Below are 16,640 nucleotides of genomic sequence, written 5' to 3'. Positions count from 1 at the left end.
CCGGGCCCCTACTTGAAGGGGATGGGCTCGTGGCAGGCGAACGGCACGGCCACCTCGTACGCCCCGTCCTTCAGCCGCACCAGCGCGCCGCAGCCGAAGCTGTCCTTCTGGCCCTTGGGCTCCGACCGGTCGCCGACCAGGGTCCCCGTGTCGGAGAAGCCCCGGGCGGCGGCCTGGAAGGACTCCACGGTGAGGTCGCGGCCCGCCTTCGCGGCGATGGACAGGAACAGGTCGGCCGACATGTACCCGGTGAGCATGTGCATGTTCAGCGGCGGCGAGTCCTGTCCGCCCGCCGCCGCCTTGATGTCGGCCTTGAACCGTTCCATCCGCGGGTCCGCGGACTCGAAGGGCTGGAACTGGAGCAGCACGTAGACCCCGTCGAGGGCCTGCTTGGTGGCGTCCTTGGCGAGGAGCCCCGGGTCGTAGTCCGTGGGGTCGGTGAGCACCCCCCGGTAGCCGGCCCGCTTGAGCGCGGTGAACAGCCCGATGTTGTTGGGGGTCTGCATGACGGAGACCACGGCGTCCGGGGCCTTCCCGTCGGGGCCGGCCAGGAGCTCCTTGACGTAGGCCGACCAGTCGCTGGGTACGGCCGTGGCCGGTACGGAGGCCTTGGCGTAGGACACCGTGAACCCGGCGGCGGCGAACCCCTGCTGGAAGGTGCGGATCCCGAACTTCCCGGCGTCGCTGTCGTTGGCGATGATGGCGACCGACTTGCCCCGGGCCCCGCCGAGCACCCGGCCGATGCCTTCGGGCCAGGTCTGGTTGAGGGTGCCGCCGGGGGAGGGGACCAGGCAGCCGTTGAACCCGTAGGTGTACTCCGGCCCGCAGAAGGACGGCAGGGTGCCCCAGCCGAACGTGGGGACCTTCTCCTTCTGCAGGAAGTCGGCGCCGGAGAAGGTCACCGAGCTCATGGGGGAGACCGCGAAGACCTTGTCCTGCTGGACCAGCTTGCGGGCCGCCGCCAGGTTCTTCGCCGGGTCCTGGCCGTCGTCCTCCGCGCCGATGTAGTCGATCCTGCGCCCGGCGACGCCGCCCTCGGCGTTGGCCCTCAGGAACCGGGCCCGGGCCCCGAGGTCGGTGTCCTTCTTGCTGTAACCGCTCGCGCTGGTCATCGACACGATGCCGCCGACCTTGATCGAGTCCGCGCTCACCCCGCGCGCGTTCCCGGCCCGGTCCGACGGCCCGCCGGGAGCGGGGCCCTGGGAGGTGGAGGCGGAGTTGCAGGCGCAGACGAGCGCGAGGGCGGCCGCCACGGCGGCCAGGGCGCGGACGGTTCGCGACATGGTGAGGACCCCTCCGGTAGGAATCCCCGCATTCTGTGGGCGACCTGACGGACCGTCAATATGAGTGACGGAATGAAATGGCGGCCCGTCAGGTAAGGTGCGCAGGCTCCCGCGGAGCTCTTCGCGGCCGCCCGACTCAGGACGGGCAGAGCTCCGCGGCCCCCGCCTCAGGACGGGTAGAGCTCCGCGACCTCCCGCGCGTACGCCTTCTCGATCGCCCGCCGCTTCAGCTTCAGCGACGGCGTCAGCAGCCCGCGCTCCTCGGTGAACTGCCCCGGCAGCACCCGGAAGGCCCGGATCCCCTCCGCCTGCGAGACCAGCGTGTTGGCGGCCACCACCGCCCGCCGCACCTCCGCCGCCAGCTCCGGGTCGCCCACCAGCTGCTCCGCGGGCCGCTGCGGCAGCCCGCGCATCGACAGCCAGTGCGCCATCCCCTCCACGTCCAGGGTCACCAGCGCCGCGATGAACGGCCGGTCGTTGCCCACCAGCACGCACTGCGACACCAGCGGATGCGAACGCACCCGCTCCTCCAGCGCGGCCGGCGCCACGCTCTTGCCGTTGGAGGTCACCAGGATCTCCTTCTTGCGCCCGGTGATCGTCAGGTACCCGTCGTGGTCGAGGCGCCCCAGGTCCCCCGTCGCCAGCCAGCCGCCGCGCAGCACCTCCTCCGTGGCCCGGGGGTCGTTGAGGTACCCCGAGAAGACGTGCGCGCCGCGCAGCCACACCTCCCCGTCGTCCGCGATGTGCACGGTGCTGCCGGGGATCGGCCGCCCCACCGTCCCGTACTTCGTCGCCCCCGGCGGGTTCGCCGTCGCGGCGGCGCAGGACTCGGTCAGCCCGTACCCCTCGAACACCGTGATCCCGGCACCGTCGAAGAACAGCCCCAGCCGCCGCGACATCGCCGACCCGCCCGACATCGCGTGCCGGACCCGGCCGCCCAGTGCCTCGCGCACCTTCCCGTACACCAGCTTCTCGAAGAGCTGGTGTTCCATCCGCAGCCCCGCCGACGGCCCCGGCCCGGTACCGAACGCCTTCTGCTCGCGCGCCTCCGCGTACCGCACCGCCGTGTCCACCGCCCGGTCGAAGGGGCCCCGGCGCCCCTCCGCCTCCGCCTTGCGGCGGGCCGCCGCGAACACCTTCTCGAAGACGTACGGGACCCCCAGCACGAAGGTCGGCCGGAAGGCCGCGAGGTCCGGCAGCAGTTCGGCGGCGGCGAGCACCGGCTGGTGCCCCAGCTTGACCCGGGCCCGTACGGCGGCCACCTCCACCATCCGCCCGAAGACGTGGGCCAGCGGCAGGAAGAGCAGCGTCGACGGCTGCTCGCCCGATCCGCTGCGGAACACCGACTCCCAGCGGTCCACCAGGGTGTCCGCCTCGAACATGAAGTTCGCGTGGGTGAGCACGCAGCCCTTGGGCCGGCCCGTGGTGCCCGAGGTGTAGATGACGGTGGCGACCGCGTCCGGGGTCACGGCCCGGCGGTGCCGGTGCACCACGTCCCCGTCCACCGACCGGCCCGCCTCCACCAGCTCCGCGACCGCCCCCGCGTCGAGCTGCCACAGCAGGCGCAGCCCCGGCAGCCGCTCGATCACCGAGCCGACCGTCATGGCCTGGTCCTCGTCCTCCACGACGCAGGCGGCGCAGCCGGAGTCGTAGAGGATCCAGTGCACCTGTTCCGCCGAGGACGTCGGGTAGACGGGGACGGGCTGGGCGCCGATCGCCCACAGGGCGAAGTCGAACAGGGTCCACTCGTAGCGGGTACGGGACATCACGGCGACCCGGTCCCCGAACCCGATCCCCCGCGCCAGCAGCCCCTTGGCGAGCGCCAGCACCTCGGCGGCCAGCTCCCCGGAGGTCACGTCCCGCCAGACGCCGTCCACCTTGCGCCCGAGCACCACCCGTTCGGGTTCCTCCCCGGCGTACCGGAAGACGCAGTCGGCCAGTCCGCCGACCACAGGGCCCGTGACCACGGGTGGAACGCCGAACTCGCGCAACATTCCGCTCCTCTCCTGCCGGGCGCCGCGACGCTACCCCACCGGCCCCGCCCCCCGGCACCCCTGCGGAAACCTCCACAAGATCCCCCCGCGCGCCATGCCCCGCCACCTGCGCACTCGTGCGACCGTGGCCCGCAGGAGCGTCACCCGGTCCGCCGTCCCGACCCGCAGCGCGGACGACGGCGACGGCCTGCCGGGAGAGCCGAGACGCGGCGCGGCACGGAACAGAACGGCGCGACGCGACGCGACGCCGCCCGGCCCGGCCCGGCCCGGCCCGGCGCGGCAGAGGCCGCCGCCCTACGCCGGCCGGCTGAGGCGGTCGCCGCCCGCCAGGACCGCGGCCGCCAGCGCCTCGGCCGCCGGGGTCGGGCGCCGCCCCTGGAGCAGGGCGAACTCCACCGGCCCCAGCTCCGGCAGCCCGCCCACCCGCACCAGCCCCGGCGGGATCAGCCCCCGGGTGTGCGCCATCACCCCGAGCCCGGCACGGGCCGCCGCGATCAGACCGCTCAGGCTGCCGCTCGTGCACGCGATCCGCCACGCCCGCCCCTCCCGCTCCAGCACCTCCAGGGCCCGTGCCCGGGTGATGCCCGGCGGCGGGAAGACGATCAGCGGCACCGGACGCTCCGGGTCCACGCGCACCCCCTCCGCCCCGATCCACACCATCCGGTCCCGCCACACCAGCCGGCCCCGCTCGTCCTCCGGCCCGCGCCGCTTGGCCAGGACCAGGTCCAGGCGCCCCGCGTCCAGCCGTTCGTGCAGGGTCCCCGACAGCTCGACCGACAGCTCCAGGTCCACCTCCGGATGCTCGTGCCGGAACCCCTCCAGGATCTCCGGGAGCCGGGTCAGCACGAAGTCCTCCGACGCCCCGAACCGCAGCCGCCCGCGCAGCCGCGTCCCCGCGAAGAAGGCCGCCGCCCGCTCGTGCGCCTCCAGGATGGTCCGCGCGAAGCCCAGCAGCGCCTCGCCGTCCTCCGTGAGCCCGACGCTGTGCGTGTCCCGGGCGAACAGCGTCCGCCCCGTGGCCTCCTCCAGCCGCCGCACGTGCTGGCTGACCGTGGACTGCCGGACGCCGAGCCGGGCCGCGGCCTGCGTGAAGCTGAGCGTCTGGGCCACGGTGAGGAAGGTCCGCAGCTGAACGGGGTCGTACATGGGACCAGCCTATTGCGGTTCGTGATGGCAGTCAGTGCGGTATGCGTGTTTCCCGATGACCGCGCAGCCGCCAGCATGAACGGAGGACCCCCTTCCGTCCGCGCACCCCCGCCCCGACCGACAGCGAGTGGACACCGCCCATGCGACGCCGCCCCCGCCTCCCCGCCCGGCTGCCCCTGGACCCGTACGTGCTGGCGCTGCTCGCCACCGTGGGCCTCGCCGCGCTGCTCCCGGCCCGGGGCCCGGCCGCCACCGTCGCCGACGGCGCCTCCACCGCCGCCGTCGCCCTGCTCTTCTTCCTCTACGGGGCCCGGCTCTCCACCCGCGAGGCCCTCGACGGGCTGCGCCACTGGCGCCTCCACGTCACCGTGCTGGCCTGTACCTTCGTCCTCTTCCCGCTGCTCGGCCTGGCCGCCCGCGGCCTCGTCCCCACCCTGCTGACCCAGCCCCTCTACAGCGGCCTGCTCTTCCTGTGCCTGGTCCCCTCGACCGTCCAGTCCTCCATCGCCTTCACCTCCATCGCCCGGGGCAACGTCCCCGCCGCGATCTGCGCCGGCTCCTTCTCCAGCCTCGCCGGCATCGTCCTCACCCCCCTCCTTGCCGCCGGCCTCCTCGGCGCCGACGCGGGAGGCTTCTCCCCGGACTCCCTCGTCAAGATCGTCGTCCAGCTGCTGCTGCCCTTCCTCCTCGGCCAGGCCCTGCGCCGCTGGGTCGGCGGCTTCCTGGTCCGCCATAAGAAGGCGCTCGGCTACGTCGACCGCGGCTCGATCCTGCTCGTCGTCTACGCCGCCTTCAGCGCGGGCATGGCCGCCGGGGTCTGGCACCGGGTCAGCCTCCCGCACCTCGGCGCGCTGCTGGCGGTGGAGGCCGTACTCCTCGCCGTGATGCTCCTCGTCACCTGGTACGGGGCCGGACGCCTCGGATTCGGCCGCGAGGACCGGATCGCCATCCAGTTCGCCGGGTCGAAGAAGAGCCTCGCCGCCGGACTCCCCATGGCCAGCGTCCTGTTCGGCGCCCAGGCCGGACTCGCGGTGCTCCCGCTGATGCTGTTCCACCAGATGCAGCTGATGGTCTGCGCGGTCCTGGCCCGCCGCCGCGCGCGGGACCCCGAGGCCGTCGGGGGCGAACTCCCCCCGGGGCGTGTGGCGGAGGTCTCGCCCCCGGCCCAACACCCGGCGCCGCAGGGCCGGTAACGTGCGGCGGTGACCTGGATACGCCCGCTCGCCGCCCACGCCCCGCGCCCCTGCACCCTGGTGGTCTGCCGCGGCTGCTGCTGCGGTGACCCCCGCAAGAACCCCGGTTCCGACCACGCCGGCCAGCTCGCCCGGCTGCGGGAGGCCGCCGCCGCGTCCGGGGGCCGGCTGGCGGTCCGTACCAGCGACTGCCTCGGACCGTGCGCGCAGGCCAACGTGATCGTGGTCCAGCCCACCAGCGAGGCCCGGAGCCGGGGCGCCCGGGCCGTCTGGTTCGGCTGGGCCCTCGACGACACCGCGACCGACGAGATCATCGACTGGGCCCGGTCCGGAGGTCCCGGCAGCACCCCGCTCCCCGACACCCTGGAGCTGCACCGCATCGACCCCCCGGCCCCGAAGGAGCCCACCACCCCGCGCCGGGGCCGCCGCCGCTAGGCCCTGTCGAGCGCCGGCGCGCCTACTGCCGACCCGCGGGCAGCACGATGCGGTGCTCGCCCGCGTAGATGTTCATGTCCGGGCCCCGAAGGAAGCCCACCAGGGTCAGCCCGGACTCCAGCGCCAGGTCCACCGCCAGCGAGGACGGCGCCGAGACCGCCGCCAGGACCGGGATCCCGGCCATGACGGCCTTCTGCGCGAGCTCGAAGGAGGCCCGGCCCGACACCAGCAGCACCGCACCGGCCAGCGGCAGCCGCCCCGCCTGCAGCGCCCGCCCGACGATCTTGTCCACGGCGTTGTGCCGCCCCACGTCCTCCCGTACGTCGAGCAGCTCCCCCTCCGCCGAGAACAGCCCGGCCGCGTGCAGCCCGCCCGTGCGGTCGAAGACCTTCTGCGCCGCGCGCAGCCGGTCGGGCAGCTCGCCGAGGAGGTCGGCCCCCACCCGCACCGGGTCGGCGGCGAGCCCCGGGAAACGGGTCGCCGTACGGACCGCGTCCAGGCTGGCCTTGCCGCACAGACCGCAGGAGGAGGTGGTGTAGACGTTCCGCTCCAGCGTGATGTCGGGCACCGGCACTCCGCGCGCCAGCTGCACGTTGACCACGTTGTACGTGTTGGAACCGTCCTCGGTCGCGCCCTCGCAGTAGGTGACGGCCTGGACGTCCGAGGCGTGCGCGACCACGCCCTCGCTGGCGAGGAAGCCCACCGCCAGCGCGAAGTCGTCACCCGGGGTGCGCATCGTGATGGCCAGCGGCTTTCCGTTGAGCCGGATCTCCAGCGGCTCCTCCGCGACCAGCGTGTCGGGGCGCGCCCCGACCGCCCCGCCCCGGATCCGTACGACCCGGCGCCGCTCGGTGACCCGTCCCATGGCGATCAGCCACCCGTTCCGTCCTCGACGTGCTCTTGACGAGGACATTCTCGCGGATCCGCGGCCCGCGGGGCTCCCGGCAGGAAGTTGCTCGGAATTCTCCAAATTACGGTGCAGGAATCCTGTCGGGTCACGCGCACCCGTACCCACCGGTAGCAGGCAAAGCTGGGTAATTCCTGACCGCCGTACAGAGGGGGACCCCGCCCATGACCGGTTCACGCGTGGTGGCGCTAGGGCACTACCAGCCCGCGAAAGTGCTCACCAACGAGGACCTCGCGGCCATGGTCGACACCAACGACGAGTGGATCCGGTCGCGCGTCGGCATCCGGACCCGGCACGTCGCGGGCCCCGACGAGCCCGTGGACGAGCTGGCCTACCAGGCCGCCGGCAAGGCCCTCGCGAACGCCGGCCTGACCCCGGACGACATCGACCTCGTCCTGGTGGCCACCTCCACCGCCATCGACCGTTCCCCCAACATGGCCGCGCGGGTCGCCGCGAAGCTGGGCATGGGCGGAGCGCCCGCGGTGATGGACATCAACGTCGTCTGCTCGGGCTTCACCCACGCCCTGGCCACCGCCGACCACGCGATCCGGGCCGGTGCCGCGACCCGCGCCCTGGTCATCGGCGCCGACAAGATGACCGAGATCACCGACTACACCGACCGCACCACCTGCGTGCTGACCGGCGACGGCGCGGGCGCGGCCGTCGTCGAAGCCGCCGCGGAACCGGGCATCGGCCCCGTCCTGTGGGGCTCGGTGCCGGAGATGGGCCACGCCGTACGCATCGAGGGCTCCCCGCCGGTCTTCGCACAGGAGGGCCAGTCGGTCTACCGCTGGACCACCAGCCAGCTCCCGCCGCTCGCCCGGAAGGTCTGCGAGAAGGCCGGGATCACCCCCGAGGACCTGGCGGGGGTCGTCCTGCACCAGGCGAACCTGCGGATCATCGAGCCGCTCGCGGCCAGGATCGGCGCCGTGAACGCCGTCGTCGCCCGCGATGTCGTCGACTCCGGCAACACCTCGGCGGCCAGCATCCCGATGGCCCTCTCGAAGCTGGTCCAGCGGGGCGAGATCCCCTCCGGCGCCCCGGTCCTGCTCTTCGGCTTCGGCGGCAACCTCTCGTACGCGGGCCAGGTCATCCACTGCCCCTAGCCGCGGCACACCCGTACAGCCACGCACGAGGCCCGTCCCACCCGGGGCGGGCCTCGCCCGCGCCCGTACCGCGACGGGCTCCCGGCGAGCCGCCGGCAACCACCCGAGACGACCCGTCTCGCCGTCGCCGGTCACGCATGCCCGCAGGTCAGCGCGGCGCGTCGGACCGGCGGCCCCCCGGATAAGTGGTCGGAGCCCCGCCGATCCTTTGCTATGGTTGTCCATGTCGCCGCGGGAAACCGGGGCAGATCACCTGTCCGGGTGGCGGAATGGCAGACGCGCTAGCTTGAGGTGCTAGTGCCCTTTATCGGGCGTGGGGGTTCAAGTCCCCCCTCGGACACCGGCAGGAACCCCACTTCGGTGGGGTTCTTTTGCGTTTCCGGGGGTGAAAGGCCTGGTCAACAGTACTCCGAGGCCTTGGTAAAGTTCTCCGTGTCGCCGCGGGAAACCGGGGCCGACCACCTGTCCGGGTGGCGGAATGGCAGACGCGCTAGCTTGAGGTGCTAGTGCCCTTTATCGGGCGTGGGGGTTCAAGTCCCCCCTCGGACACCAGCGGGAACCCCACTTCGGTGGGGTTCTTCTCTTTTCCGGCGGTGAAGTCACCGTCCGACCGGCGCCACGGCCCGGGGCGGACGGCCCGGGCGCCCTCCCGCGCCGCCCGTGGCGGCGCGGGAGGCGTTCTCACGGAGTGCCCCGGCCCTCCTGGCGGCGGATCACGGCCGAGATACCCCGGATGCCCGCTGCGGGCCCGTTCTCGTGTCGGCGCGAGCCGCCGATCCGGAGGGCACCTGCGTCGCCTTCCCGGGGGATCCGGGCGTGCTCGTCGTCCACGATCAGCTCGGCGAGCACCTGGTCCTCCACGTCGTCCCCCCGAGCGTCGGAGACGGCCGTGTCGTCCTGGCAGAGGTCCGCCACACGACGCCAGCGGTCGGCGGAGTCGGGATCGTCGCTCCACGTCCACAGGCCCGCGGCCGCTCGTGCCACCTGGGCCATGAACTCGGTTCCGCTCACGTGGACGGAGCGCGCGGGCCGGTCTCCGGGTGTGCCGGTCCACGCGTAGTCGCCGATGACCGCTTCGAGCGCTCCGTTCCTCCCGTCGAAGATCAGAAGGCCCGCACCGCTGCCCGTCGGCTGCCTGGCGGGCTTCAGGAGGTCGCGGCCCAGACGCTCCGCGGCGTGGTAACCGATCCGGTGCACCAGGTCGACGACGCGCTTCGGGGTCGTTCCGTCCTCCGTGTCGCCGTAGAGGAGGTCCACTCGAACGCCTCGTGTCACCGCCGCCTGGACGGCCTCGCCGAGCTTCGACAGGCGCTCCACGCTCACGGTGGGCGAGGCGATCAGGACGTGTCGGGTGGCCGTGGCCAGTGCCTCGTTGATCAAGAGCTGATGGGCCTCCTCGCCGGACACCTCCGAGAACAGGGTCGCCACGGTCGATTGATCGGTGGGACCGTCGGAGCCGTTGACGCCGGGATCGGCCTCGTCCAGCCAGGGGAAGGAGGTGCCCGGTCGGGGGGACGCCGACACGGCGGCCGGGAGCTTGCGCCCCGGGATGCTCAGGGGCGTCGGCCGACGCGACGGGGCGGTGGTGGATGCCGGAACCGCTGCCGGGAGTGATTCCGTCCTGGCGGTGGCGCGGGGCGCCGGCAAGGAAACCCGGGCTTCCTCCGACTCCTCCTGCCTGGTGTGCGCCACGGCCAGGATCTCGTTCGACAGCGCCTGGTGCCAGCCTCGGGGGAGCCCGGTGATGGCCCGGTCGGCGAGGTCGACGCGCACGGGCAGATAGCGCCTGAACGTCACGAGCCGGGGCCGCCCGATGCTGCGGACCCACTCGCCGCTGTTCCGCGGGAGCAGCTTCTGGATCTGGGACTCGTCCAGCGCGGCCCGCAGGATGCGGACCGGAGTGGACGGATTGAGGTCGAGCCGTGCTTCCTGCTTCGGGACGGTCAGTACTTCACCACGTCTGGCCAGCTGTCCTGCCGTCCGGTCGAAGACCAGGGTGCACGGCGCGGCCGGAGCCACGACGACCGACGCCGGTTCCTTTCCGGACGAACACGCCTGCTGACCTTCGTCGGTGAGGACGAAGGCGGCCTCCCGGCCGCTGGTGACGGCGACCCAGCCGGCACCGACGAGGGTCACCACGGCTTCGACCATCAGCCGTTCGTGGACCTGGAAGGTGTCGCACAGCGAGGTCAGGGTCGCGCCCTGGTGGGGGGTGACATCGGCCCGTGCGCCGATCTCTTCGAGGACCCGCCGCTCCAGACGGCTGTACGGGCGGCCCCGGGCCACGCTGAAGTTGACGCTGAACATGCTCACGGGAATGAGGACGATCACGAGTGCTCCCTGAGGTCAGCCTCGATGCGTACGGCCCGGCCGTCGCCGAACCACTCTTCGAGCAGGGTGACGATCTTCTTGAAGGACCACAGCGGCTGGGACTCGTCCGCGAGGGGCACCGCCTGCACCTGGTGGTGGAAGAACTTCCAGGAACCGACGAGGATCAGCAGGCGTTCCGCCCGCGACAGGAGGACGTTCATCCGGCCCGGGTCGTCGAGGAACCCCAGGCCGCGGCCGATCTCCTCCTCGTTGTTGCGCACCAGGCTGATGGCGACGACGTCCGCCTGGTTGCCCTGGAAGGAGTCGACGGTGTGGGTGGGGAACCGGTTGCCGTCGATCGCCTCGGCCTTGAGACCGAGCTGGACCTGTAGTCCCGCGGGCAGGTGAGTGCCGCGCAACCGCTGGCTGAGCAGGCTCACCTGCCGCGCGTACGGGGCCAGTACGGCGAGCTTGCCCTGACACCCGCCGTCCGGTCCCAGGGCCCGGAGGAAGTTGGCGAGCGCTCGCGCCTCCGCCGGATTGGTGTACCGCGACTGGCCGCTGTCCGGGCCGACCTCACGGGTGGTGGGGTCGTCGCGGCACCACGGCACGTCGAGCCAGACCACGGCCCGGTCACGGATGCCCTCCGGGGTCTGGAAACCGTGCCGCACGCGCTCCACCGGCGCGCCCGCCGGGTCCAGCGTGCGGTTGACCAGCCGCCCCTGGTAGTAGGCCTCGGAGATGAGCCGACCGATGTTCGGGTGCATGCGGTGCTGGCCGATCAGCTGTCCCGCGGACGCGCCCTTGGCCTCGGTGTCCGTGACGAGACGGTCGGCCCCCGCGGCCACGGCGCAGTACTCGTACAGGCGGTGGAAGGTCTTCAGCCATTCCTTGGCGTACTCGCGGAACTCGTCCCGGTCCGCCTGGCTGCGCCGCTCCCACGAGTCGAGCCAGTCCTGGTCGAGCAGGCTGGACGCCCTCGGCTTGAGCCGGCCGAGGGTCTGCGCCACCGGGTCCAGCTTTTCGATCCCCTGCTGGTAGTCCTCGTACCGGTAGGGATCCAGCTGTTTGTGGTCCCCGATAAGCAACCAGCGGTGGCCTGCCTGCAACGGCAGCGCGAGGTCGAACGCGTGGGCCTTGCCCGCCTCCTCGACGATCGACCAGTCGAACGCCTGGCCCGCGGCGAGGGCGACCAGGTCGCCCGCGCTCGTCGTGCAGTACGTGAGGTTCGCACCGCGTTTGACCAGCTCGACGAAGTCCGACGAACGACGGCCGAGGTCCCCCTGGTCCTGCATCATGTTGATCTCACCCACCATGGCCTTGGCGTCGTCCAGCCATGCGAGCTGCACCGTGCTGGGCGAACTCACGGCACTGAGCTGGGAGATGCTGCGCTGGAGCACCTGCCTCGCCACGCCTTCGACGCCGTCCTCCGGCAACGCGGTTCCGGCCTTGTGCGGCCCCCGCAGCCGGATCTGCAACGGCCTGTCGGTTTCCGGTACGTCCTGGAACGCCTCACCGACCTTCGACCTGAGCACGTCGACGGCTCCGTGGGCCTGGGCGGTGACCAGTACCTGGACGACGGGATCCTCGGTGAGGATCTCGCGCAGGAGCCAGGCGACGAGGGTGGTCTTGCCCGTGCCGGGGGGCCCTTGCAGGGTGTAGATGGGCCGCACCCGGAGGATGTCTTCGATGCTGGCCCGCTTGGGCTCGTCGACCCGTTCGTGGTCGAGTTCGACGGGAAGCTCGGAAGCCCCCGTGTCCATTCGGACGTGGCTCGGTGAAGCCAGCGACCGCAGGAGGTACCCGTGCTGGTCGAGAGCGTCGATGGCCTTCTTGCGGCGCCGGAACAGACTGATCTGGCCGGGCATGCCGGCGCTGCGGAGGAATCCCTCCCTCTCCAGCTTCACACGCCCCTTGCTGAGGCCTTGGCGGCTGAGTGTGACGAGATGGGTCTCCTGATCCATCTCGTCCACCTGCCATACGTTGCCGTCGTCGTCGGACTGGGGGTCGCGGGGCGGGAGGTTCAGGCGAGCACCGTCGCGGGCTCCGGAGAGGATGACCTTGGAACGGTCGCTGCCCTGCACCTCCTTTTGCAGGAACTCGATCAGGCCCACCCGGAACGCCTCGAAGACCTCGTGTCCCTCCGGGCGCGGGCGCTCCTTGACCACGGCCCACTCCACGCCGTCCTGCAGCCACGGACCGCGGACCACCTCGTACGGGAAGATCTGCGAGTCGAGGAGGAGCAGCTCGATCTGGTTGCTCACGCGGACGAACTCGTGGAAGCGGCCGAGCTCGCGCGAGACCTGCGCACTGCGGTCGATCTTCGGCAGCACGGGCTCCCACGACGTGGCGTTCTGCTCGATCGTGCGGTCCCGGGCGACCTCGTCCCTGGCGTAGGCGAAGACACGTCCCGGCGGAAGTTCGCGGAAGCTGTCGTCGCCCTCGCTGAACAGGAGCGGCTGGGCCGTCCGGCAGTCCGCGACCTGCCAGCTGGACGTGCCGTCCTTCCCCCGGTGCGCCGTGATCTTCAGACAGAGCCTGCCTCCGACCAGGATGAAGTAGGGCCTGTTCGGAACGGCGTAGAGGAGGGGCCTCTGCAGGTCCTGGCGGACGAACTCGCACGCCTCCTTGCGGTGGACCGGGTCCATGGGGATGAAGGTCCCCATGGGGTCGAGTCGCAGATGGTCGCGCAGTCCGTTGTCCATCAGGTGGTCGATGAACTCCGGCCGCCGCAGATCGAGGGCCAGGACGTACTGTGCGTCCTCCTGCTGGGTGCGCAGGGGGTTCGCCAGTGCCCGGGTGATGTCCTGGATCCGGCTGATGATGTCGTACGGCGCGGTGAGCCGCTCCAGCGGGTCCGCCGCGACGAGGTGGAGCAGCAGTTTGCGCTCGGCCTCCGTCAGCTCGTGCACGGCGGTGTCGATGGTGTGGAGAACCCGTGCGTGGCGTTCGTGCGGGGGGTTGGTGGTGAAGCGTTCGAGGTCGAGCAGCAGCCGTGCGCAGAGGATGCCGAAGGCGAACCAGTCGTCGTCCTGCCGCCAGGTGGTCATGCCGCCCGTGGTGCGCTCGGGTGGGACCGGCCAGCCGTCAGGGGGCTGGGTCCCTACCGGACGGCCCAGTTTGACGGACCATTCGAAGCCCCCGAGCCGAAGGGATTCGGCACCGAGGTCCTCGTCGAAGAAGAGGGAGTCGACGTTCACGCCACGGTGCAGTACCTGCCGCTCGTGGAGCAGGTTCAGCCCTGTGGCGACGCGGCGTAAACCGCTCCACAGCTGTTCGCGCGCGGCCGTTCCGCGGTTGGAGAGCCACGGGTAGCGGGCCCGGCGCTGCAGCGCGTCGGCGACGCGCTCGTAGCCCGGAGCCTCCAGGACCATGACGAAACAGTTGTGTTCCCGGTCGAGGCCGGCGTCCTTGAGTACGACCAGGGCGTCATCGGACCTCGGGCTGCTCGCGACCTTGTAGAGGGTCCGCAGCTCCTGGTCCCACAGGGCGCGTTGCACGCGGTCCGGTTGCCCGCCCTCGTAGGTCCAGGTTTTGAGCAGGTACGTGTAGCCGTCGCTGAAGGCTTCCCAGACCTGGGATTCGCCGTCGCCCGAGTGCGGACCTCCGGTGATTTCGTACCTGTTCCGCAGAAGTAAGGTCCCGACCTTGGCAGTCGCCATCCATCCACCTCATGGATTGGGAGCGGGTGAGCGGACACCGCGCCAAACCGGCCGGGTGCCGCGGTTCAAACATGACCTTACTCACATCGGCGGAACCGCTGTGGCCGATTGGGGAACATGCGCGCAGCTCCGTTGGGCTGTCATGCGGGCCCGAATTGATGAACCGTCACATATGGAGGACCACCAGGCCGTTCGGGGCGGGCAGGGTGCCCGGGGCGACCTGGGTGAAGGTGCGGGGGAGGGCGAGGCGGGGGCGGTCGGGGTCCGGTGGGGTGGCGGCCTCGAAGAGGTAGGCCGCCGCCGTCGCGGGGTCGCTGACCAGGTGGGGGCCCTCCGGCGCGGTGGCGCGGGTCAGCGGGGTGCGGAAGAGCCGGCCCAGCAGGCGCAGGGTCTCCGGGGTCATGCGGGTCGCCGACGCCGGACCGGGCGGACCGGCGGAGCGGGCGGGCGCGGGCGGTGGGGCGGGATCCGGGGGGATGGCGCCGGACAGGAGCAGGGCCAGCAGGACCGGTACGGCCTTGCGGCGCAGGGCCTCGGTCGCGGAGCGCAGCCGGTGCGCGTGGCCCGCGGGCAGCGAGAGCGCGAGGCTTCCGGCGGCGGCCTCGGTGGTGATCGATACTGCCGCGCCGACCGCCCCGGGGGAGTACTCGCGCAGGTCGAAGACGGGGGTGCCGGGGGTCAGTGCGTCCAGGGCGGCGAGCAGGGTCCGGCCGTCGCTGACCGGCCGGGCCGGCCGGGCCGGGCGGTGGCGGGCCGTGGGGTCGGGCCGGGCAAGCGGGCACGTGCCGACCGCGCCGGCGTGCACGGCCGCACGGAAGTCCACCCACTCCCGCACCGGCGCAGCCCCCGGCCCGCCCGCCGTCCGCGTGATCCGGACCTCGCCCTCCGGGTACCGGCCGAGGGTGCGCTGGAGCTGCCCCGCCAGGCCCGTGCCGCCAGGGGCGGCGAGCCGGTCCAGGGCCGGGCCGCGCGCGTACACCCCCGCGCCCGGCCGGTAGGCGTACTGCTCCTCGCACAGCATGGCCAGCAGCGGGCGCAGCGCCGCCTCGGTCAGGCCGGAGTCGCGTGCGAGCCGGGCGGTCCGCACCCCCAGGGGGTGCCGCTCCAGGACCCGTACGACGGCCAGTGCGCGCCGCGCCTCCGCCAGGGCCCCGCCCGTGTCGGCGTGGACGACCGCCCCCCGCGCGGCCGGAGCCGGCGCGGGGTGTCGCAGCGGGCCCGGTCCGGGGCCGGGCGGGCGCGCCGGGAGCGGGGGCGGCGGCAGGAACGCGTCGAGCACCGCGGGCAGCCCCGCCCGGGGCAGCGGCACCGGGCCCAGGTCGGGGTCGTCGGACTGGTCGACGTAGCGCAGGACGGCCGCCTGGGCGCACAGCCGTACCTCGCGCAGCTCGCGGCGGCCGCCGGGGCGGAAGCCGCGCCGCCCCAGCTCCCGCGCCCAGAGCCGGGCGTCGTGGTGTTCGCCCCGGCGGGAGTGGTCGAGGAAGAGGCAGTACGCGGCGGGGGCGGTGCGCGGGCTGCCGGAGCCCGCGGCGAACTGCCACCAGAAGCGGGAGCCCTCGCGCAGCCCGGCGAGGTACAGCAGGCAGCCGAAGACCAGGGCTCCGGGCAGGTCGCTCCGCCCGTCGGTGAAACGCCCGAGGTCCTGCGCGGCGCGGGGGTCGCAGACGACGGCGAGGCAGGCGGCCTTGAGGTCCCGGCGGGCCCGTTCGGAGTCGAGGGGACGGTCCCGGGCCGGGTCGCTCCAGCCGAAGGGGCGGCGCCGGTTCCCGGCCGTCGCCGCGGTCGCGCCGGGCGCGCGCGGGAGGCGCAGCAGCCGGGACTCGGCCGCGCCGAGGTCGTAGTGGGGGTAGCGGTCGCGCACGCCCGCCCGGGCCAGGAACTCGGCCAGCGGGCGCGGGCGCCCACCGGGGGAGCCGTCGGTCTCGTGGGGCCTCATGATCCGGCGGACGCGTCGAGGAGCCGGGCGAGGCGGCGGTGGGCCTGGCCGAGCTGGGAGCGGACGGTGGCCTCGTCGACCCCCATCACGGAGGCGGCCTCGCCGGGGGTGCACTGGAGTCCGTAGCGCAGCATCACGGCGTCGCGCTGGCGCTCGGCGAGGCGGGAGACCGCCGAGTAGAAGCGGATGGTGTCGGTGAGCGCCTCGTACCGGTCGGCGTGGGCCTCCTTGAGGGCCGCCTCGAAGGCGCTGATGTCCATTGGCTCGGGCCGGTGGCGGCGGGGGCCGGGGCGCCGCTGCCAGTCGACGATGCGCCGCTTGAGCACGGTCCAGGCGTAGGCGTCGAGCCGGTCCATGTGCAGCATGCGGTGCCACTCGTTCATGATCGAGTCGAAGGCGGCGTCCACGGCGTCCTCCGCGGCCGCGTCCGAGCCGAGCTGGAGGTAGGCGAAGCGCATGTACGGGGGCCGCCGGTTGGCGTGGAAGGCCCAGTACGACAGGCGCGCGGTCGGATCCCACTGGCTCATGGGCGTCGGCTGCCGCCTGCGGCTGGGCAGGCCCACGGCCCCGCCGGACTCCTCCGGTCCGCCATCACTCACCGTTCCCCACCTCATCCCCTGTGCGGGTCCATGGAAGCAGCGCGGGCGCACGCGGGGGGCGCAGAGAGG

The 16,640-nt window shown here is 72.8% G+C and carries 11 protein-coding genes and 2 tRNA genes; 5 read left to right on the top strand and 8 right to left on the bottom strand.

The features are described 5' to 3' along the window. Positions 1-8: 8 nt before the first annotated feature. The 3 genes from SLAV_RS07850 to SLAV_RS07840 all read right to left on the bottom strand — a co-directional run bounded on the left by SLAV_RS07850 (position 9) and on the right by SLAV_RS07840 (position 4,423). A complete protein-coding gene (locus tag SLAV_RS07850; protein WP_030234909.1) occupies positions 9-1,283 on the bottom strand; it encodes an ABC transporter substrate-binding protein in 1,275 nt (424 codons plus the stop codon). A gap of 167 nt (positions 1,284-1,450) precedes the next feature. Further along, positions 1,451-3,274, bottom strand: a complete 1,824-nt coding sequence (locus SLAV_RS07845; protein WP_030234907.1) for an AMP-dependent synthetase/ligase — start codon at positions 3,272-3,274, stop codon at positions 1,451-1,453. Positions 3,275-3,571: 297 nt separating this feature from the next. Then, a complete protein-coding gene (locus SLAV_RS07840; protein WP_030234904.1) occupies positions 3,572-4,423 on the bottom strand; it encodes a LysR substrate-binding domain-containing protein in 852 nt (283 codons plus the stop codon). 140 nt (positions 4,424-4,563) lie between these two features. Between SLAV_RS07840 and SLAV_RS07835 the strand changes: the two genes are divergently transcribed. Further along, a complete protein-coding gene (locus SLAV_RS07835) occupies positions 4,564-5,616 on the top strand; it encodes a bile acid:sodium symporter family protein (RefSeq protein ID WP_030234901.1) in 1,053 nt (350 codons plus the stop codon). Positions 5,617-5,625: 9 nt separating this feature from the next. Beyond that, complete coding sequence (locus SLAV_RS07830) at positions 5,626-6,051, top strand: hypothetical protein (protein ID WP_030234900.1); 426 nt, start codon at positions 5,626-5,628, stop codon at positions 6,049-6,051. Between the two features lie 22 nt (positions 6,052-6,073). Here SLAV_RS07830 and fdhD read toward each other — a convergent pair whose 3' ends face one another. Then, positions 6,074-6,916 (bottom strand): formate dehydrogenase accessory sulfurtransferase FdhD, encoded by an 843-nt coding sequence (gene fdhD / locus SLAV_RS07825; RefSeq protein ID WP_030234897.1) that lies wholly within the window; start codon positions 6,914-6,916, stop codon positions 6,074-6,076. Positions 6,917-7,122: 206 nt separating this feature from the next. Between fdhD and SLAV_RS07820 the strand changes: the two genes are divergently transcribed. The 3 genes from SLAV_RS07820 to SLAV_RS07810 all read left to right on the top strand — a co-directional run bounded on the left by SLAV_RS07820 (position 7,123) and on the right by SLAV_RS07810 (position 8,616). Further along, complete coding sequence (locus tag SLAV_RS07820; RefSeq protein WP_030234887.1) at positions 7,123-8,064, top strand: beta-ketoacyl-ACP synthase III; 942 nt, start codon at positions 7,123-7,125, stop codon at positions 8,062-8,064. Between the two features lie 255 nt (positions 8,065-8,319). Further along, positions 8,320-8,404, top strand: a tRNA-Leu gene (locus tag SLAV_RS07815). Between the two features lie 124 nt (positions 8,405-8,528). Next, positions 8,529-8,616 (top strand) — tRNA-Leu (locus tag SLAV_RS07810). A gap of 129 nt (positions 8,617-8,745) precedes the next feature. Here the strand turns inward: SLAV_RS07810 and SLAV_RS07805 are convergent. The 4 genes from SLAV_RS07805 to SLAV_RS07790 form a co-directional block, all read right to left on the bottom strand. Beyond that, on the bottom strand, positions 8,746-10,395 hold the full coding sequence (locus SLAV_RS07805; protein WP_030234884.1) for a phospholipase D-like domain-containing protein: 1,650 nt from the start codon (positions 10,393-10,395) through the stop codon (positions 8,746-8,748). Continuing rightward, complete coding sequence (locus tag SLAV_RS07800) at positions 10,392-14,036, bottom strand: AAA domain-containing protein (RefSeq protein WP_030234882.1); 3,645 nt, start codon at positions 14,034-14,036, stop codon at positions 10,392-10,394. Before SLAV_RS07800 ends, SLAV_RS07805 begins: the two co-directional genes overlap by 4 nt. A 166-nt stretch (positions 14,037-14,202) precedes the next feature. Further along, positions 14,203-15,972, bottom strand: a complete 1,770-nt coding sequence (locus SLAV_RS41780) for a helix-turn-helix domain-containing protein (RefSeq protein ID WP_051841194.1) — start codon at positions 15,970-15,972, stop codon at positions 14,203-14,205. Beyond that, a complete protein-coding gene (locus SLAV_RS07790; protein WP_234333747.1) occupies positions 15,969-16,571 on the bottom strand; it encodes a sigma-70 family RNA polymerase sigma factor in 603 nt (200 codons plus the stop codon). Before SLAV_RS07790 ends, SLAV_RS41780 begins: the two co-directional genes overlap by 4 nt. Between the last annotated feature and the right edge of the window lie 69 nt (positions 16,572-16,640).

The organism is Streptomyces lavendulae subsp. lavendulae (assembly GCF_002803845.1).
Lineage (GTDB): Bacteria > Actinomycetota > Actinomycetes > Streptomycetales > Streptomycetaceae > Streptomyces > Streptomyces lavendulae.
This window is presented reverse-complemented; position numbering and strand designations above follow the sequence as displayed.